Here is a 19,488-nt window from a genome sequence, read left to right as displayed (position 1 = left end):
TGTTAAAATAGTAAATTCATTCATAGACAGTGAGAACAAATGGAATCTGTAAGTAAAGAAGGGATTTTGGAATTAACTTTAGAGCAACTATTCCCAGAGACATTAACTGATACAAATTGTGTCTTTGTGGATAAAGACAGGGAAGTTTGGTTAGCTACTGAGATGTGTGCTCAATATCTAGAATCTACAATAGACGCACTTGTGGTTCAAGACAATGGTAAATCCATTGGAATTATAGGAGGATATGACATTTTAGACCACTTGCGAAAGAATCCCACTAGGGATTCCCTATATCAGCATACAACTCAAGAGATAATGTTCAAAGACGTTCCTCAAGTTAGTAGTCAGACAAAATTCAAAGATCTTATGGACACTTGGAAGAATAGCAGAAGGGCATTTGCAGTTATACAAAACAAGTCTGGAAGTTATTCCCCAGTTTCTGCAAGAAAAATGCTCGAAGTAGGGAAAAAGTACAAAACGGATCTCTCAGTGTCTTCAATGCCAAAAAAGAAGATCATTACATTTCAAGGGGATGAACCATTAAGGGACATACTTGATCTAATGTTTGATAACAAGACAAGAAAACTATTACTGGGAACATCAAATCAATTTATCAGTGACAGAACAATTCTTGAAGGATTATCAAGAATCACTAAATTTCAAAAAGATGTAGATAATTTACTAGATGTTCCAATTAACAAGTTTACATTTGATCATATCAAAGTTCTTACAGAAGATATTTCATTTGACAAACTTTGCTCAGTGATGGACAGGATGGAACATCCTTATGTAATATACAAAGATATTGTTGTTAGTCCATGGGACATTTGCTTGGCTTTGTCATCAGAGGATATCCAGACATCGGAAGCTAAACTTGAAATGTCAAAAACATGTCCTCATTGTGGAAAAAATATTTGATTTAGACATAATAAAAAAACATTAAATAAAATATCTGAATTGAAGATAGAAAAACATTATCTATTTTTGGAAGCCAGATTGATTATCCTTCCTTGGAGTAGGATGTCTTGGTCAGGGAATAATCAATTGTGAATATCTAGTTTCAGATGTTATCCAGCTTCCAAAACAATATGATCATTTAATCTAATAAAACTATGGACAATATCACTAATGAAAATAAATAAAATTTCATTATTTAATTTATGTAATAATTTTTAAGACATTCCAATATAATTGAAAAATTTTCAATCATTGATCCTAGTATCAGACATGATAATTTTGATCATATGTTTATATCATTTTTACGTAGTGTAATTTGGATAATAGCCAACCAGAATGAAAATGATTTGAGCAATCGGATCAGCGTTTGATCTTTGGATCATTCTATGTCTGGAAGACTGTTATCTATTATCTCATTCTAAAGTTTTAACTTAGAATAGAGGGTCAAAGCAAATTTATTTCATATTATTCAGTATTCTAAAAATAAAAAACAGAATTAAAAAAGTAAGAAACAACTAATCATTTAACATCCGGCTTGCCCAACCACGTTCAATTAACTCTGCAACATGAGATGATTTGATACAGGTTGGTTCTTTTGTTGTATTTTTTAACAAAAGCTCAAAACCTTCTTTGCACACAATATCAGACACATCAAGATATCTTGATTGATGTTTTGGAGGTAGAACATAATCTGAGCCAAATTTTGCCATTCTTTTATGCAATAAAGATTCAGAAAGTTGTTTTCTCATGTTTTTTGGATCATCTATGACTTCGTATTGAAGCGCGGCAAAATGATGTTGAACACCTGCGGCAAAATGTTCTGTAATGGATTTTTCAAAGTTTCCTGATTTTTCATACTGAATTGCTGCATTGTGATGTTGAGTTGCAGATTCCTGGTGATAAAAAGCAGATTTTTCATGGGAGGATAACAAGGAATACTCTATTGCTGCCTGATGGTAGTAGTGAGCAGACAGAGAAAAACTATCGCCTGATTCCATATTTTTGGAAGATATGACAAATTCTTCTGCAATCAGTTTGGATGATTTTGCTTGTTCAGCATATTTGTGGGCTGCATTAATTGATCCTGATTCAGATATTCTTCCAACAGGCAACCCTTCAGGATCCAACACAAAGTATTCCGTTCATCCAGGGATGCAATGTACAATAATATGTCAAAGTGCCAATATCTGATGACTTGGTTTGGTAGGAGAACACCTCGCTATTTTCCAATAATCCGCTATTAAATATCCCATTAGGCCCACCCTGAAAGGATCCAGAAGTAGCGGTGTGTGATACATCATCAAAGTTTATCCATCTTATCTTATCCCCAACTGAGACTGTTAATTCAGAAGGAATAAAATGAAATGGGCTTTTAGGATCAACAGACCCTACAGGAATAACTATATCGAAGGTCTCTGCAGACACATCTTGCATAATTGTTAGAAGAGATACAACAAACACCGAAAATAAACCAATAGTATAGAAATTTGAGTTTTGCAAGTATCATACAATATGTTTCAAAGGATTTAACATTAAGTGAAATTATCAGAGATGAAAAAGAAGAATATGATCTATTGAAATTATGTTAGAGAAACAAAACTCGAACACAGTAATTTTGTTATTATATTACCCACAATAATCAACATCCAAAAAATACAAAATATTATTCAAAAATTACATATGCAGTATTATACCCAAGATTCCTTTTCATCATGAAATAATATCATAATTAATTATCTTTGTAAATTATTTCTTCAGATGATCACCCATTGGTGATTTTTTTGGCTGTCATGAGGCTACATATGTTAATTTGATATAAAATATGAAATTACGATTCTTGATTTTGGTATTATCTTCACAAAAGTCAATTTGAAAATCATTTACTTGTCTTTAATTTCGATTTGCATAATTTTATTCATGATTTTCAATTACTATAACTTTTCCATATATTATAACAAGTAAAAAAATCAAAAAAGATGAGATGATTCAAAGACAGGATTATAGGCAGGAAGGTTTTATTTTGATTCACAAAATAAACTACTCTTTTTCAACTCCTTCTCTATGAATCCAGTAATATGCTATAGAATCTGCTGAAATCCAATATGTCTCAGAGGACGCATCAACTTTGATTTCTTGGGTGGATTCATCAAAGGAAACATTGTGTTTGTGAAGTTCTAGTTTTTCACCAGAACCTAGTTTTAACATTAGTTCACCACTTTTATCCAATTCTTCTTTGATTCTTTGAAAATTAGCCATGGGTAATTCACAAAAATATAGTATTTAATTTCATGATTCAATTGTCAATTTTGATATTCTTATTTTAATGATAAGTGGTTAAAATTCTAAATCGAGTATTATGATAAAAACAGAAATCAGGAAAATTCTTGTGGCATTAGATGGATCAGGGAATTCATTTAGAGGGTTAAATCAAGCTATCACAATAGCAAGAAATTGTCAAGCCATAATTACTGCAGTATATGTTACGCCACTGAGCCCTCCAATGTCAAAGGAACAAATGGCATACATCAAAAATCATCTTTTAAAAAATGCAAACAATTTTTTGAAAAAAGCAGAGACAGATGCTGCAAAAAAAGGAGTTTTGCTATACAAGAAAATACTTCATGGAGACGAAGGTCCAAAAATTCTGAAATTTGCACAAGACAAAAACTTTGATCTAATTGTTATTGGTTCAAGAGGAATGAGTTCCATTAAAGAGATTTTTCTTGGCAGTACTTCAAATTATTTAATCCATAAATCCAAGATACCAATTTTGTTGGTAAAGTAAGTATTAAAAAACATGGAATTTACCAGTAGGAGAATATTTGGTTTTCTTATCGGGCCAGCCATATTTTTAATAAAATATTTGCAGTTTGTTAATACTTGATAATAGAATGTCACAATTTTGTACTTTAATTTGGTTGAAATTATATCTAAATCTCTGAAGGGGAATTTTTTGTTTGGTTAAACACTCTCTTGATATTAATCATTTAGAAAATGTTACAACACATCTATCAGGATAAGACAATGTCTTGGTTTTTCTGTTAGTTACACGAAGTATTTGTGAAGGTATTTTCTTTTCTAAACAGGTTAGAATTTTTTTCTTGAACATATAAGGAGTGTCAGTAATTACAAAGCGATGAATTTTGTCAATCTCGATTGATTGGCCTCTAAAGTGTTTGAAGATTAATTCAGCAGCATCAGGCATCCAATCATCACCCTCTTTTATATTCACAAAAAAGGTTTGACCAAACCCAATTCTATCTGAAAAAGAATACATTCCACGACTATCAACTTTCAACATCGCTCTTTTGATAACTTCCAAACCTTTCCAATGTTTGGTACCAAAAATTAAATGATAAACAACATTGTTGTCATGTCCAACCATTTCGAACGAACGAACATATTTTGCTCCATTGTTTTCTTTTAATTTTTTTTCATATAATTTTAACAAAAAGTTAATTCTTTCTTCTGTGTTTGGGATATCTTTAGCTTCAAGAAAATCTTTAGAACCGTATAATTTACTAACTGCTTCTTCATGAACTGGATCTAAAAACCTATTTACGAATCCAGTCATAAACGTAATCAGAACTTCAGATTTATCATAATTCAATAAACGTTTAACAAGATTCATAGAAAAATCAGAGTAACCAAACGGATCTATAAATGCAAAAGTTGGAGCAAGCACTTGTTCGTTTTCTTCTAGGGAATCTAGCATATCACATACGCTTTTTTCAAAATTAGAATCAATAACATTGTACTTTACATTTTGAGGTAATTGTTCAAATCTTTCTTCTAAAGTTTGTTTTAAAACTTCAGAACGTTTTTTGTCATTTTCAATAAAACCAAACACAATTTCTGTTGTGGGTTTTATCATAGTATGTTCAACTGCAGTTCGCATAGCAATTATGGGAGACCCATCTTCACCATCTTTGTATTTTCCAGGACCTGCAAATCCATCCAAATAAACAATTCTTCCAGTCCACCGCCCAACAATTGGAAACCATGCTTTAAGATACTCTTCAAGGATTTGATGTTTGGCTATGGTGTGTGGGCCAATTGGCCATATTGTGGGTAATTTTTTATGAGTCATGGCATACTAATTGTTAATACTTTATGAAAAGGGAGGTTTAAAGATTTTAAGGATGAAATTCTGGTTAAGAACATGGCAATTGGATCGGAAATAGAATGGACTGAAGCAACGTGGAATCCCACTAGTGGTTGTACTAAAATTTCTCCAGGATGTAAAAACTGCTATGCAGAGACATTAACAAAAAGATTGAAGGCTATGGGCCAGCAAAAATACAAGAAAGGATTTCAATATGTAGAACACCCATCAGACATCAATCTTCCATTAACGTGGAAAAAACCTAAGAAAATTTTTGTAAATAGTATGTCCGATTTATTCCACGAAAATTCAATATTTGAATTCACAGGGAAATGCTTTGCAACAATGATCCAAGCAGATCGTCATGATTATCAAATCTTAACTAAGCGTCCAAAAAGAATGGCAGAGTTTTCAGAGATATTTTTTGAGTATTTTGGTCATAAAATACCAAATTTCATGTGGATGGGCACAAGTATTGAAAATAAACAATATGCATCAAGAATCAAAGACTTACGAAAAGTCAAATGCCATACAAGATTCATTAGTTTTGAACCACTAATTGGTTCAGTTGGAAAAGTGAATCTAAAAGGAATTGATTGGGCTATAATTGGAGGAGAAAGTGGACATCATTACCGAGAAGTAAAGAAAGAATGGATTGAAGAAATTATTGATCAATGTAAGGAACAAGAAGTACCAGTATTTTTTAAACAATGGGGAGGCTTTAGACCTAAATCTGGCGGAAGAACTATCAACAGACGAAAATATAGTGAATATCCTGAAATCAACAAGAGAAATTCTTTAAAAAATATTAATTTTGATGAAAACGCTTTTGCAGAGATGTGTTTGAAACATGAAGTTCAAAAAAGAAAGCAAAATCCCCCTATATCTTCAAAATAGATACGTAACTGTATATTTTTTCAATTCTCTCATAGAGATTTTCCTTATGAGTTCAAAACCCTAATGTCCAAACGTTATACAATTTAAAAAATTAATCAAGCATAAGGGAAAATTTCAGAATAAAAATGCCAAAAGGGAAAATCGTTATGTCGTCATTTGATTCCTCAAAATGGTCCTCGTTTTGACGATTTTGTCCTCATTTTGACCACTTTAATCCTCATTTTGACGATTTGTGAGGACTGAGGAGATGGTTTTAGGCACGAATTACGACTAATCCTCAAAATCGTCACTTTCCTCAAAACCCTATATTATTTGGCCACTTGTGAAAATGAGGATTGGGAACTAGTCTAAAAATTATAAAAAATCAAAAGGCTATTTTTTGAGTTTACTTTATCTCATTGTACAGAACATGCATGTAATGTTCATGAAAGGCCATAAGGGAATTTCATTAAAACAATTAGATTCAAAGGATTATTCTTTATGATGATGTTATTCTTTGTCGTCCTTTTGTTTTTGAATCCAATCTATTATCACACTAGTCTCTTTCTTGAACTCTTGGAATTTCTCTCTAATGTCAGCATTGTCTTCTCGTAATTGCTTGTTATCTACTTCAAGTTTTTCTTCTAGTTCTGATTTTTCCTCTGAAAGCTTGTTGTTTTCTGCTTGTAGCCTTAATTCTGTAGATATGGTCAAGTTGGGTACTGCATCAACGTATTCTTCAATTAACTCGTAGATATGGGATTTGAAATAGTTCTTGTCTAGTTGGATTAATCCGCCATGTCCCATCATAGTTTCCTTGAAAATTAAAGATGCCAAAAGGGAATTGTTTGATAGTGATTTCTTGTTTGCCTTGTTGAAGAACCTTCTAAATCCATTAAATGCAGGAACCTTATGTCGTCTCACTCCAGTAGGTAATGGTGGACGAATACCTGATTCCTTTAGTATTCTCTCTAGTCTTTTTCGTAATCCCATCTCAGATAGTACTCTGACAAAAGGTCCGCTTTTCTTAAAGAAAGGATCATCAGGCTTTGGTTCATGTCTTATTTCTTGAATCCATTGCTGTCTATATCCTTGTATGGCATTCCAGCATTCAGGTGTTGTAAATGCAATGTATTCAGAATTGGAATTAGCATAAATTCTAATCATTGCAGCAACTATTGGTGCATTTTGAGTAACGGATTCAGTAACATCTTGTTCTTCCCAAACATATCTCTCATTATGAAGATAGATTGGAATGACATGTTTCCATTGGAATGTAAAGGCACCTGCTCTGATTCCAGATGATGCTGCAAGTAATACTAGAACCTTATCCATAACTTTGCAATGGTTTAACATCTTTCTGATCTCATCATAGGTGTATTCTCTGGTGTCATCCTTACCATCTATTTCAGGAAATGTTGAGCGAATCATCTTCCATGCAAGATTTACACGATTCATTTCAAGTAATTTCTGGACTGGGACAAAGTAGTTCTTTAGAGATACAGGATTAATGTAATTAGGATCAGTCTTTGGTAAATTTGCACGTTCCTTGAACTTTTCACCAAGCTTCATCAAAACATTTTCTGCCCAATCAGTGTCTTCTTTTGCTCTTTTGACAAACTCTGCAGCACGTACTTCAAAATCAGCGTCTGAAAACTTTCGTTTGACACCTCTTTTCTTGGTTTGATATTCAGATTCTGTTCTTTTGACTAATTCTGGATCACCTTTTAGGATGGGTTTGAAGAACTCACAGAGAACCTTGCGCAATTTTCTATCATAATCGACTCTTGTAGCCTCAGCCCTCATTGAAGAGTAGAATAATTCCAATGGATTGTTCTTTGATTTTGTGATTTCATCAGGATGTATTTCCATGAATGATATACAATTAAAGTACAGATAAAGGACATGGTTGTCGCAATACCAAAGATACTTTATATTTGGTAAAGTCAAATTTTTACTGTTTGGCAAGCTATAAGGGAGCATATTCAAATGAACAATCATTAAATTTTGTTATTCCAATTATTGTGATTTTATTTTTGGGAATTATCTACATCATGACACAAAGAGCAGATTCAGGTTTTGTAAGTTTCATCCTAATTGGTGCTGCTGCTTTAACAATGTTTTATTGGGTTAAAGTACTAAAGAGAATGACAAAGGATCAAAAACCACTTTACACTCAAGCAAGAGAACAAGAAACAAAGAATTGGGTATATGATTTGATAAAAGGAGAAGGAGAATTTGTTTTTGTTGCAGAAGTACCAGGTCCAGAAGATAAAATTGCTGTAAGATTAGTAGATGGAATTCTATATATTCGCGGAACTGCAGGATTCTCAAAAGAAGTTCCAATTGAAGGAGCAAACGACATGCAGATATTTGATTTCAAATATAGAAATGGTGTGTTAACACTTCGAATAAAATAGCTATAGACTTTTTGCTAATTCTAATTTTTGTGGCAGATATTTTTCAGTAATATTGGTAAGACCGTATTTTGAGAAAGCTTCTAATTCTGCTTTTCGTTTTAGTCTTAAAAAGACATCAAGTTCTTTTTTCCAAATTCCATCTTCATATCTAGGATCTTTTTGCAAATCATAACATCGTTTAATGTCAGATTCAGTCATAGGAATTGTTGGTAATTTGTATTTTTCAATATCAGTAGCCCAAACACCAACCCATTTAGCATCAGGAACAGTTAGCTCTCTTAGATGTGCTGCATTTGCAGAACCAGATTTAATGACCATTGCAATATGTTCCCCATACACATCACCATCTGTAAGTACAATTACAGGTAAGTTCATTTCTTCATGAAGTCTTTTTAGCAAAGTTCTAGTTGAACGGGGAGCTTGACCACCAGTGTTAATTATAATGGATTTGAATTTTTTATCAACTTGTTCTTCAACAAATCTAGTAAAGAGACCACCTTTTTCAATTGCAATTACAATTTCAGCACTAGTATCCACTAATTCTGCAGTAGTCAAACTAGGACCAATTGAATATCCATCAGGGTGGTTTGATAAGTTCATAGTTTTTCCTTCATATCCAGGAATAGTATATTCAATATTCAAATCACCAAAGATGGAGCTTCTTTCCTCTGGAAAGATGTGAAAATCTTCTCGTGGTTTTGAAGTTACTGCTTCTAAATCAACAATAATGTTATCAGATTCTGACTGATCTTCAAATTCAATTGCGAAAGCTTGAGATGAGTAATAGACATCTCTTAAGGTAGATGATTTTTTTTCTTTAGTAAGTCTATTTGCAAAGAATGCAAGCCACATCAATTGTGTAAAAGATCGTAACTGAGAGGAGTTCCTAGAACTTCTAATAGCTGAATTACTTCCTAGAATGTATTGTCTTAATTTTTTATCATAAACAATGTTACTCACAGATCTACTTGGAATAGAGAATTTTGGAAATTGTCCATTATCTAAATCATCATATATTTTTGCACCATGACTTTTAAGCATCTCAAGAATGTTCTTTTGTTTTGCATCAGCTTTTTTGCTTCGTTCTTTAATCTTAGTTTTTTCTTTATTTGTTTTCAACTTTATTTTCCTCCTCTACGGGTTTTTTAGTTTCATCTATACTTTCAATTTCTAATACTTTCTTATAATCAGGTTCTTTTTTCTTACCAGATAGCTCTGTACAAAACTCAGCAATCAATGGAATATATTTTGCATAAAGATTTGCTCTCTTTTTTGCCATGTCAGCTTGACCTCGTTTGGACATGTATGCTGCTAATTTTCTAGACAAGTATTGTAATCCCAATCTCAATTCTCTTTCTATTTCAGGTCTATCTGCAACATTTTCTTTTCCAGCGGTTTTATACGGAATTCTAGTAGAACAAATATGAGATACAATGATGAATGGAGGATCACCTTTAATCTTGTATCTACCCCAATCAGTGTCATTGACAACTTTGAGAACAACATCACTTCCTTCATCATAGAGTAATGGAATTCTATTTGCATATCGATACACATGTGGTCCACCAGTCTTAATATCACCACCATATGCAATCCCCATCTCAATAATGAAAGGAAATCCAGAATATGCAGATGCAGGACGCTGAACTACAGCAGCAAAATCAGGATTAAAGAATTTTTGAATTCCTTTTTCCAAAGGTCCTTCTCCTAAAGGTGCAAGGCAACTAGGATCAGGAGCAAGAAAATCTTCAAATTTTTGAAGTGAATCACTAAGATTAACTAATTCTTGATTGGTCATTGTTCCCATTCGTTTTTCAGGTTTAAATCCTGAAAATTCTGCAAATTTTAGTGCAGTAGTTGGACCTATTCTTTGAAATCGTTTAGTCAAAAATGTTGTAAGGGGTTCACCCTGAACAGTATTGGTTAATTGTTTAAAATATTGACTTTCAGGATCCATCTCTACAGATTTTGATTGAGAATCTCCAAAATCCCAATAGAATAATTTTTTGTTTGGCATATCAATGTCTTCAATTTTAATTTTGTTTAGTTTTTCAAAATCCATTTTTAAAAATGACATCAAAGCAATCACCACTCTAACTTGACGTGAAAGTGTTTTCCATTTTTTCTTTGCTTTATCCATTATTGAGGTAAAACTTAGATTCTTTACAGATAGACCCAAATCTTTTCTAACTTTTTCAATCATTGCGTCATCAATGTTAGGAATTTCAAATTGCGATTCAACAATCATTCTTCGAATTCGTTCCACATCAATTCCATGTGGATGAGGTCGGATGATTGTTGGAGGTGGAGGAATATCTTTTACAAAACGCGGATGTGAGAATTTTTCCCCTTTTGGATCATCAAAAGTTATTGATGCATATGGAGTAATCAAAGAAGTCTCATAGACATAATCTCTAATTTTATTTCCTGCTTTTGAATAATCACCTTCTAAACAAATACTTACTGAAAGACCTTTTTTAGATACTTGTTTCGTATTATGCTTTACAATTACGGGTTTATTTTTTTGAATGTCAAGTAACAATTCAAATTCATCTTGAGTTTGTCCATCGATAGAACTCTTTACAGTAACAGGTTTGTTAGTTGTAATTTGTCCATATAAAATTGCCATGGTTGCACCCAATCCAAACATTCCTCTAGCTTGTTTTAATCCAAATTTTGAACCATACAATACGGTTCCAAATGCAAGAGGGATGTGTTCAGGGTCTATTCCAGGTCCATTATCTTTTACAGTTAAGATGTAAGGTTTAGGATCTGATTTATCAGGATCAACTGCCTTTATTGTTAAATGAACATCTGGAAGAATTCCTTTTTGATCACAGGCATCTAGTGCATTTTCAACAAATTCTCTAACAGCAGTATATAGTGAGCGTGTAGGGTTACTAAATCCAGCCAAATCACGATTGCTGTAAAAGAACTCACTAGGCGATATTTGATTGAATTTTTCTTTAATCAAAGACATCTTGATCTTCCCATAATTTCATTTTTTCTTGTTTATCTCTGCGGTTGGCAGCTTCCAACTTAGTGTATACAGCTCCATGCATACTTCCACTTGAAATAGAAGATATGGCATCTACTGCTAATCGTAATTTACTTGAATCACCAATAATTGAAACAGTTTTTCCATAAACTGAGATATGAGTACCACTAAGATTTTCCATGTTTCGTCTAGCTCTACCACCTTCTCCAATGATCCTCCCTTTTATCCTTTCAACATTTGCATTAGATTTTCCAGTAAATTCTCTTAGATCAATTACATGTAATGCATTTTCACCTTGTAGTAAAGTCAAAGCATTTTCAGGTGAGAAACCCCTACCAATAGCTGTAACAATTTCCATTGCTTTGAATGGTTGAATTTTTTCAACATCACCTTGAGTTTTTATGAAAACTTCTCCAGTTTCACCATCAATGTCTAAAGATACATTGCAAGTAGTTTCAATTTTTGTTTTTACACTACCTGCTTTTCCAATTAGAACGGCTATTCTATCATTTGGAATACGAATTAGTTTTTCAAAACTCATTTTACTATTTCCTCAAATATTTCATCTGGATCTTCAACAGAAATTCCTCTTTTATGAAAGAATTTTGTAATGTTATTAATATCTCTTTTAAGAAATTCTTGAGCATTAGGATGTCTCAGATCAACTCCAGATCCTAAATCAAAAACTATCAATCCATTATCTGTTTTAAAAATATTATATTCAGAAAAATCACCATGTACCAATTTTGCTTTATTGTAAAGATCCTTGACGATAGTAATTGCTTGAATATAATCACCTTCGTTTACTTCTGATGTTAGTAATGATTTTGAAGGAGCTCCGCCTTGACCAATAAACTCCATAACAAGAACATTTTTTGTAAGATGAAGCGGTCTGGGAACAGGGATTCCAGCCTCATAACATTGAGTTAGGTTACGAAATTCTTTTTTGGCCCATAGATGAACTAAATTTTTTGTACCTTTTTTGATATGAGAGAATCTAGGATCACCTAAGATATAGGGTTCCCTCTTTTTGAAATTAGAGGTACTAATTAGATAAATTTTAAGGGCCACATCAACATCGTCGTTATCAACACCCCAAAAAAGTACAGATTCTTTTCCAGCACTAATTGCCCCATTAACATATGAAATAATATGATCTTTTATCATTTTATACAAAGTCATGACAGTAGGTTTATCCAAAACTTCATTGATGACTTTGCCTTTTTTGAATCCATCTTTCAAACCTCCACGTTTTGATTTGAAAATTAATTTTTTATCAATTTTTGATTCTATCTTTCTACTTAAATCATCAAAAAGTAAATCGTCAGACATAATATCATCAGAATTCATATCATTGCGCAATAGATTTTGTTGAAGATACTAGATAAAAGAGATTTCTTTTATCAAAAACAATCAAAGAATTAAAAATTAAGATAATCAAAATATTACATATTAAAAACAATTAGAAATGGAATACCTGAAATTGTTTTAATTCCATTTTCAGACCCTACTCCAAGTTCAATGGATAATGAAATGGTTTCCTTCCCAACCATATTAATGATTGACGACTGTTTTAGTAAATCTTGTGCTTCTTCTTTCTCAACAAATCTTTCACCATAATAGCTCTCACTGATATGCATGTTTAATTCATCTTGAGTGATTTTTTTACCTAATAATTCAGCATCACAAATATTTAGCATCATATTTTTTTGATATTCAGTTACACGTACTGAAAACTTCATTACGCATATTTACCCTTTAAAGTAGATTTTGCACCACATGCTTCGCAAATTAAAAATGAGATACGATTTTCTTTAAGGATTTTAGTATCAGGGCTTTTACATGTTGGACATTCAAGGTAATCTTTTACATAAATTTGAAATAATCTTGTGAAATCATCAGGAGCTCTTCTACCTACAAACATTGCTTTATCACCTAGTCTTTCTGCAGGAACTGCAAATTCTTTAGATAGATACTGGAGGACTTTATCAGGATCCCTACGAAGAACTTTTGGGAATTCTGAAAAATTACGTAGAAAAGTTTTTTGTCCTTCCCACATTACATCTACAACAGGAAGCTCAAATCTAGTTGATGAGTCTTCATCATTATCTCCAAGTTTATCTTGAATACGTTTCAGTAGACCCTCATATTCTGCTTTAGTCACTAAAAAATTATGAATGCTGGACCCTATATGGGTTTTGAAAAAGAGAAATCGTGTGGACTTTTGTTAGAAGTTATTCTTTTGGCATTGCACCAATACGGAATACATTAGTTCCACAAGTAGGACATGTACCTTTTACAGCAGGACGTCCATTCTTTAGTTTAGTTTCTTTGGGATCTTTGATATCCCTTTTTGCTCTGCATTTTACGCAATATGCTTGAACCATTCTAAAATTTGTCAATCTTACGGGTATTTAGGAAGAGGCTGTGAAATTTATTTAACTATAGACTAGATGTGCGTAAATTTTTTTAGGCATCAAAAAGACAAAATTATTAAAAAATTCATCGAATGTAACAAATTAATAAAAAAATTATGTCAAATTTATCGTAATTACATTTTTTTTCAAACGTTTGGATAAAAATCATAATTATTTAAGATATTACCAATTATAAACACCTTGAAGATAAAATTACAAAATGGCATCAAAAAAAGGAATTGTTACAACTATCATAATTTTATCAGTAATTACAGGTGCAAGTTTTTTGTTATGGTTGGTTCCACAAGAAGAGGATGCAACTTTCATAGTGACAGATTATGAAAATTATCTTGATGGAGTAAAAAACATCCATGAAGTATTACAGGAATCGATGGAGATAGAGTATCAAAATCTCCGCAGCGGTAAAATTTCTCCACAAGACTATATTGTGATAGCTGATGTAACATCATCACAGGTTACTTCTCAAATAAGTGAATTTGTTACATCAAAACCTCCAGAAATATGGCAAGATAGTTACATTAGCTATATGGAGGCATTAAAGAAATTTAATTCGTATATCGGTGAAACAAAAGTTCTAGCAAATTTGATTGAAAAAGGAAGCACAGATACAGAATTGAATGAAGTTATAGAGAAAATTGAATTAATGAAAAAAGAATCTTTAGAACATGCTAAAAATTCTGAAGAGCAAAGACCCAACTAGGCTCAAAACCCAATTTTACTATTCATAGTTGTTGGAAATCGTTAAAAAGTAATTCTGTAATAGAAAAAGAATGTCTCAGCAATCAGATAAGGTTGAAAAAGATGTCAATGCATCTTCAGCCAACAGATTACTTGTAATTTGTATAGATAGAGATAACGATGTAGGAGAAAAAGCAGGTATTTCTACTCCAGTCATAGGTAGAGATGCATGTATAGAAGCAGCTCAAAGATTAGCATTAGAAGATCCTGAAGATGCAGATTCAAATTCAATTTTTGCTGCTATCAAAACATATGAAGATTTAATCAGTAAAGGGTATCAAGTTGAAGTAATAACTGTTGCAGGAGTAAAAGATAGAGGAGTTCAAGCAGATGAAAAAATCCTTTCTGAGACAAGAAAAGTTTTAGAAAATTTTGCTGCAAATGGTGCAGTAATTGTTTCTGATGGTGAAGATGACGAGAGTGTAATTCCAGTAATTCAAAATGTACTACCAGTTGTATCTGTTCAACGTGTGGTTATGAAAGTAAGTAGAAGTGTAGAATATTCTTATGCAGTTTTTGGAAAATATCTAAAAATGCTTGCTTATGATTCAAAATATTCAAAATTCTTTTTAGGAGTTCCAGGAATTCTTTTGTTAATTGGTGGAATTGCAACTGCATTTGGCTATACTGCAGAAATCTTTGCAGTTCTTGTAAGTATTTTGGGAGGTGCGTTTTTAATCAGAGCATTTGATATTGATAGAGCGTTATCAAATTGGTCTAAACCAACTCCGATGGGTTTTATCAGAATGTTTACAATGGTTGCTGGAATACTATTGATGCTTTCATCAATTCCTGCAGGGATAAGTGCTGTTGATTTAGAGTTAATTGAAGCAGATACACAAATTATTTCAAAGATTACAGACAAGATGATCATTGGACAATTTGTTGCCGGAGCACTTCCAATTTTATGGATTGGTCTTGGAGCAATTTTTGCTGGAACTTTGCTTAGTAATTGGATTGGGGGAATTCCAAGGCAAATTAGTGATAGTTTGCGAATCATTGTTCTAATTGCATTGTATCCTACAGTAGCCCAATTTACCAACATTATGATTTATGATGAGAGTTCATTTACTCTGATCCCACCTTTGTTGGGAGGGTTGGCAGCAACTTTGGTATCAGCCACAATTCTCTTTAAAAAATATAGAAAGCATAAAGAACAAGAGATGATTTCAGACTAAATTCTTATTTTTAGTATCTTTAAAGTCAAATTTCTGAATAACACTGATATCTTCAATTGCTTGAAAATGGTAAGGTGATCAAATATTAGTAAAATAAAAGAAGTGGTTTTTCAATTATCGGGACTATACAAAATATACGGTAAAAGATTAGAAAAAGAAATTCAGAATGGAGACATTCCAAATCATGTTGCCTTAATTTTAGATGGTAATAGAAGATGGGCTAAAAGGCACCTAACAATGCCAAAAAAAGGACATTGGAAAGGAGCAGATGCAGTTGAAAATCTTCTTGACTGGTGTGAGGAATTTGACATCAAGATTGTAACACTATATGCATTATCAGCAGAGAATTTGAATAGAAAAGACGATGAACTAGAATATCTTTATGAATTAATTCGTATGAGATTAGAAAAATTATACAATGATCCTAGAATTCATCGATGTAAAATGAGAGTCAAGGGAATTGGTAGAATTGAACTGCTTCCAGATTCTATCAAAGATATTCTACAAAAATTAGATGATGCTACAAAAAATTATGACAATCATTTTCTAAACATTGCATTAGCATATGGTGGACAATACGAATTATTAGATGCAGTTAAAAAAATAGGAGAAAAAATCAAAGATGGTTCAATAAAGGTGGAGGATATTAACAAAAAAGAAATTGAATCAAATCTATATACATCACATTTACCACAATCATCTCCAGATATGATACTAAGAACATCTGGTGAACAAAGATTGAGTGGATTCCTTATGTGGCAAAGTGCATACAGCGAATTAGTGTTTATGGATATTTTTTGGCCAGAGTTTAGAAAAATTGATTTGATGAGAGCCATCAGAACATATCAAGAAAGGAAGAGGCGGTTAGGAAAATGATTGAAGAGACATCAGCAGGAATTGTAATATTTAGAAAAGAAGATTCAAAAAAATTATTTTTATTATTACATTATCCATCTGGACATTGGGATTTTGTAAAAGGGAAAATGGAGAAAGACGAAACAACGCATCAAACAGCAATAAGGGAAACAAAAGAAGAAACAGGAATAACGGATATTTTATTTGTAGAAAATTTTGAAGAATGGATTGAATATAATTTTCAATATCAGGGGGAATTAATTCATAAAAAAGTTGTATTTTTCTTGGCAGAAACTAAAACTAAAGATGTGGAAATTTCTCACGAGCATCAAAACTTCGCATGGATGGATTATAACACAGCCATGGAAAAAACAACATTTGATAACGCGAAAACAGTATTAACAAAAGCCCAAATGCTACTTTCCAAAACTTTGTAGTTGTAATTCTTTTGCAACACTTACAGGGTTTTTAGAGTTTAGGATAGTCCTACCCACAATCAAATAATCAGTTCCAGATGAAATTACTTGGTTTGCACTACCGCCTTGAGTACCAACTCCAGGAGAAAATATGTCTAATTTTTTTCCAGCTTTTTTTGAGCAATATTGTATAATTTTTGGAAAAGTAGCTCCAACCACAATCCCATCAACCTTTGAAGTCACAGCCCAATTCAAAAATAATTGGTAAAGTTGTTGTTTCTTTCCCATTTTGATCTCCATATCATAAGATAATTTTGCTTCAGGAGCACTCATGTGGCATAAAGTGATAACACCCTTTTGATTTTTGTGAGATGATTTAACTAGATTTTTTAAACTATCAAGACCCATTATTGGGTTGGCAATTACAGCGTCAAATCCTAAATTCCAAAGATGTTCAGTTGTAACACGATTTGTATTTCCAATATCATTTAGTTTGATATCAGCAATTGTTTGTAAACCATATCTATGAGCTGTTTTATTGATTTTGAGAATCTCTTTAGCTCCAAGAGGTAAAAGTAAGTGGAAATTTAACTTGATTCCGCATAAATATGGGTGTAATTTTTGAATATTTTGAATGGTTTTAGATTCTAAATTCTTTATAGTTCCATCATAATCATTTGCAAGAATTACTTTTCCATTGGTTTTTGCGATCTTGGAAAGTCTAGTTTTGAAGGTGGCCATAATCTACTAAAGGATGTGTGTCTTTTAATTTTATAATTTTGATATATGAATAACCGTGTTCTGAAGGATCTTCTACAAAGGTAGGCAATATCCCATTACTTGTTGAAAATTTTAGAAATGGTTTTTGGGGATCAGAATCCAATACCACATGACAGAAATAAGAGGTGCCTTCATCGTTGAAATTCATAAAAACTCCAATTAACCATTTGTTATTACATGGGAATAAGAATAGGGGGAACGGTGTTTCTTCAAAACCCCAAGTAAGTTTTGCAAGACTAGACATGTCTTCTAATTCAATGGGCTGATATCTATCTAGAGTGCCATTTCCAGGTTGTAAAGACTTTGGAAGAGATTTAATTCGTACAATTGGAGAATAAAGTTTGCTTGCATCAGAAGTAGTATCTACAATTGCAGATTCTTCCTTTCCACCTTTTAGTCCATAACAAAGATAATGTCCATTATGCTCTAATGGAGTATAATATACAATTGGCTTATCTTTTAAAATATCCATTTGTACAGATAATATTTTTTTTCCAAAGTGATCATGCAAGAAGGATACACGCGGTGCACGCTCAAGTGCACAAACGAGCCTAGTGAATTCTAAAGTTGAATGTACCTGAATATAACGTGGGAATTTGTCAATTGTAGTTGCTTGTAATTTATCCACAGATGTTTGTAGTAGATTATCAAATTAAACTTATCCTAAATTTTGGAGCCTAGTTTCTTCTATCAATAACATCATTAACAGCTGGACCTGTTCCAATTATTGTAACAGGCGTGTTCAATTCAGTTTCAATATTTTTTATGAATGATTTTGCATCATCAGACAAGTCATCATAGGAAGTTTTGCCTGCACAATCTGAATAAAGAACATCTAATTTTGTAATGGAAATTTGTGTTGCTCCATTAAGCATGATTGCACGCCTAGCTAAATCAAAATCAAAATCTGCAGCACGTCTTTGACGGCCTGTGACAGTACCAAACTCAGACCAACCTTTTTTTTCTGCTTCTTCAATGGATAATTCTTTTTCAAGAGGCCCGGTACCTACACGCGTAACATATGATTTGAAGACAATAATTACTTCATCCACCTTTGTAGGTCCAAGTCCAATATCAGCACAAATTCCAGAAGCGGTGACATCCTTAGAGGTAACAAAAGGATAAGTTCCATGCCACAAAGAAAGGAAGGTTCCCTGTGTACCCTCTACTAAAACATGTTCATTTTTAGATAATGCTTTGTTAATTTCTAGAGGTACGTCGATAACAAGAGAGGATAGTGAATCAAAATCTTTTGCAAGTTTTAAAACTCTCATTGCCCTATCAGCATTAGCAGGTCCTGTACCAGAACCAGTGCTACCAATTTTTTCTTTTAATTCTCCTTTAGAATCTCTTAACAGATGAGTCTCCTCAATAATTCCACAATGCTTATCAATAAATGCGCGTCCGGAAACTTCAAAATCATTAATTTCTTTTTTAAGAACTTCAGGATTAATTACAACACCGGGTCCAATCATCACTTTGGAATTTTTATTCAAGAAACCACTTGGAAGCATTCTTACTTTGTACACTTTATCGCCATCTCTAATTGTATGACCAGCGTTTGGACCAGCTCCACCTCTAACTATTATTGTAGGATTATCTTTTATTGCCAAATATGAAATAATTTTACCCTTACCTTCATCACCAAAAAATCCTCCAACAACTACAGTAGATGTCATGTATTGCAATTTCTATTTCGTTTATTTAAGCTAAAGTATTATCACATG

The 19,488-nt window shown here is 32.6% G+C and carries 23 protein-coding genes; 8 read left to right on the top strand and 15 right to left on the bottom strand.

The genetic code is table 11. The features are described from left to right. Positions 1-39: 39 nt before the first annotated feature. The gene (locus tag C6990_RS10465) at positions 40-918 is read left to right on the top strand and encodes a CBS domain-containing protein (protein ID WP_182131170.1); all 879 of its coding nucleotides are present in this window, start codon (positions 40-42) and stop codon (positions 916-918) included. A 554-nt stretch (positions 919-1,472) separates the two neighbouring features. Here C6990_RS10465 and C6990_RS10460 read toward each other — a convergent pair. The 3 genes from C6990_RS10460 to C6990_RS10450 all read right to left on the bottom strand — a co-directional run bounded on the left by C6990_RS10460 (position 1,473) and on the right by C6990_RS10450 (position 3,213). Then, a complete protein-coding gene (locus tag C6990_RS10460; RefSeq protein ID WP_182131168.1) occupies positions 1,473-2,087 on the bottom strand; it encodes a hypothetical protein in 615 nt (204 codons plus the stop codon). After that, positions 2,074-2,457: a cupredoxin domain-containing protein gene (locus tag C6990_RS10455; protein WP_182131166.1), complete on the bottom strand. Its 384-nt coding sequence runs from the start codon at positions 2,455-2,457 to the stop codon at positions 2,074-2,076. Before C6990_RS10455 ends, C6990_RS10460 begins: the two co-directional genes overlap by 14 nt. Before the next feature lie 537 nt (positions 2,458-2,994). Next, a complete protein-coding gene (locus tag C6990_RS10450) occupies positions 2,995-3,213 on the bottom strand; it encodes a hypothetical protein (protein WP_182131164.1) in 219 nt (72 codons plus the stop codon). Between the two features lie 100 nt (positions 3,214-3,313). Between C6990_RS10450 and C6990_RS10445 the strand changes: the two genes are divergently transcribed. Further along, positions 3,314-3,742, top strand: coding sequence for a universal stress protein (locus C6990_RS10445; RefSeq protein WP_182131162.1), 429 nt, complete (start codon positions 3,314-3,316; stop codon positions 3,740-3,742). Positions 3,743-3,940: 198 nt separating this feature from the next. Here the strand turns inward: C6990_RS10445 and C6990_RS10440 are convergent, their stop codons facing one another. Further along, positions 3,941-5,047: a three-Cys-motif partner protein TcmP gene (locus C6990_RS10440; protein WP_182131160.1), complete on the bottom strand. Its 1,107-nt coding sequence runs from the start codon at positions 5,045-5,047 to the stop codon at positions 3,941-3,943. A 72-nt stretch (positions 5,048-5,119) separates the two neighbouring features. On the opposite strand from C6990_RS10440, the gene C6990_RS10435 reads away from it, so the two are divergent. Then, entirely contained in the window at positions 5,120-5,959 is an 840-nt protein-coding gene (locus C6990_RS10435) for a DUF5131 family protein (RefSeq protein WP_182131158.1), read from the top strand. A gap of 489 nt (positions 5,960-6,448) precedes the next feature. On the opposite strand, the gene C6990_RS10430 is transcribed toward C6990_RS10435, so the two are convergent. Next, positions 6,449-7,810 carry a site-specific integrase gene (locus C6990_RS10430; RefSeq protein WP_182131156.1) on the bottom strand — a complete coding sequence of 454 codons (1,362 nt, stop codon included), beginning with the start codon at positions 7,808-7,810 and terminating at the stop codon, positions 6,449-6,451. An 89-nt stretch (positions 7,811-7,899) separates the two neighbouring features. Here C6990_RS10430 and C6990_RS10425 point away from each other — a divergent pair, with 89 nt between their 5' ends. Beyond that, positions 7,900-8,358, top strand: a complete 459-nt coding sequence (locus tag C6990_RS10425) for an Hsp20/alpha crystallin family protein (protein WP_182131154.1) — start codon at positions 7,900-7,902, stop codon at positions 8,356-8,358. On the opposite strand, the gene C6990_RS10420 is transcribed toward C6990_RS10425, so the two are convergent. The 7 genes from C6990_RS10420 to C6990_RS10390 form a co-directional block, all read right to left on the bottom strand. Next, entirely contained in the window at positions 8,359-9,477 is a 1,119-nt protein-coding gene (locus C6990_RS10420; protein ID WP_182131152.1) for a DNA topoisomerase IV subunit A, read from the bottom strand. It abuts the gene before it with no gap. Beyond that, complete coding sequence (locus C6990_RS10415) at positions 9,464-11,338, bottom strand: DNA topoisomerase VI subunit B (RefSeq protein ID WP_182131150.1); 1,875 nt, start codon at positions 11,336-11,338, stop codon at positions 9,464-9,466. The genes C6990_RS10420 and C6990_RS10415 overlap by 14 nt, the downstream gene beginning before the upstream one ends. Further along, positions 11,325-11,897 (bottom strand): KH domain-containing protein, encoded by a 573-nt coding sequence (locus C6990_RS10410; RefSeq protein WP_182131148.1) that lies wholly within the window; start codon positions 11,895-11,897, stop codon positions 11,325-11,327. Before C6990_RS10410 ends, C6990_RS10415 begins: the two co-directional genes overlap by 14 nt. Further along, positions 11,894-12,688: a serine protein kinase RIO gene (locus C6990_RS10405; RefSeq protein WP_255465442.1), complete on the bottom strand. Its 795-nt coding sequence runs from the start codon at positions 12,686-12,688 to the stop codon at positions 11,894-11,896. Before C6990_RS10405 ends, C6990_RS10410 begins: the two co-directional genes overlap by 4 nt. A 113-nt stretch (positions 12,689-12,801) precedes the next feature. Next, complete coding sequence (locus C6990_RS10400; protein ID WP_182131144.1) at positions 12,802-13,098, bottom strand: DUF424 domain-containing protein; 297 nt, start codon at positions 13,096-13,098, stop codon at positions 12,802-12,804. Then, positions 13,098-13,520, bottom strand: coding sequence for a translation initiation factor IF-2 (locus C6990_RS10395; protein WP_182131142.1), 423 nt, complete (start codon positions 13,518-13,520; stop codon positions 13,098-13,100). Before C6990_RS10395 ends, C6990_RS10400 begins: the two co-directional genes overlap by 1 nt. 70 nt (positions 13,521-13,590) lie before the next feature. Further along, positions 13,591-13,743: a DUF5679 domain-containing protein gene (locus C6990_RS10390; protein ID WP_048115260.1), complete on the bottom strand. Its 153-nt coding sequence runs from the start codon at positions 13,741-13,743 to the stop codon at positions 13,591-13,593. Between the two features lie 250 nt (positions 13,744-13,993). On the opposite strand from C6990_RS10390, the gene C6990_RS10385 reads away from it, so the two are divergent. The 4 genes from C6990_RS10385 to C6990_RS10370 all read left to right on the top strand — a co-directional run bounded on the left by C6990_RS10385 (position 13,994) and on the right by C6990_RS10370 (position 17,002). After that, positions 13,994-14,494 (top strand): hypothetical protein, encoded by a 501-nt coding sequence (locus C6990_RS10385; RefSeq protein ID WP_182131140.1) that lies wholly within the window; start codon positions 13,994-13,996, stop codon positions 14,492-14,494. Between the two features lie 70 nt (positions 14,495-14,564). Then, complete coding sequence (locus tag C6990_RS10380; protein WP_182131138.1) at positions 14,565-15,710, top strand: DUF373 family protein; 1,146 nt, start codon at positions 14,565-14,567, stop codon at positions 15,708-15,710. A 132-nt stretch (positions 15,711-15,842) separates the two neighbouring features. Further along, the gene (uppS, locus tag C6990_RS10375; protein WP_182131239.1) at positions 15,843-16,586 is read left to right on the top strand and encodes a polyprenyl diphosphate synthase; all 744 of its coding nucleotides are present in this window, start codon (positions 15,843-15,845) and stop codon (positions 16,584-16,586) included. After that, positions 16,583-17,002 (top strand): bis(5'-nucleosyl)-tetraphosphatase, encoded by a 420-nt coding sequence (locus C6990_RS10370; protein WP_182131136.1) that lies wholly within the window; start codon positions 16,583-16,585, stop codon positions 17,000-17,002. Before uppS ends, C6990_RS10370 begins: the two co-directional genes overlap by 4 nt. Here C6990_RS10370 and C6990_RS10365 read toward each other — a convergent pair. Genes C6990_RS10365 through C6990_RS10355 form a run of 3 tightly spaced genes read right to left on the bottom strand, consistent with a single transcriptional unit; the run spans position 16,982 to position 19,440 of the window. Then, positions 16,982-17,722, bottom strand: coding sequence for an orotidine 5'-phosphate decarboxylase (locus C6990_RS10365; protein WP_182131134.1), 741 nt, complete (start codon positions 17,720-17,722; stop codon positions 16,982-16,984). The two genes, C6990_RS10370 and C6990_RS10365, sit on opposite strands and share 21 nt — an antisense overlap. After that, on the bottom strand, positions 17,703-18,389 hold the full coding sequence (locus C6990_RS10360; RefSeq protein WP_182131132.1) for a hypothetical protein: 687 nt from the start codon (positions 18,387-18,389) through the stop codon (positions 17,703-17,705). Before C6990_RS10360 ends, C6990_RS10365 begins: the two co-directional genes overlap by 20 nt. Before the next feature lie 49 nt (positions 18,390-18,438). After that, on the bottom strand, positions 18,439-19,440 hold the full coding sequence (locus C6990_RS10355) for an adenylosuccinate synthetase (protein WP_182131130.1): 1,002 nt from the start codon (positions 19,438-19,440) through the stop codon (positions 18,439-18,441). Positions 19,441-19,488: the final 48 nt, after the last annotated feature.

It is taken from the genome of Nitrosopumilus sp. b3, from assembly GCF_014078525.1.
In the GTDB taxonomy this organism is placed as follows: Archaea; Thermoproteota; Nitrososphaeria; order Nitrososphaerales; family Nitrosopumilaceae; genus Nitrosopumilus.
The sequence above is the reverse complement of the archived record's forward strand: the minus strand, read 5'-3'. Positions and strand labels throughout refer to the sequence as shown.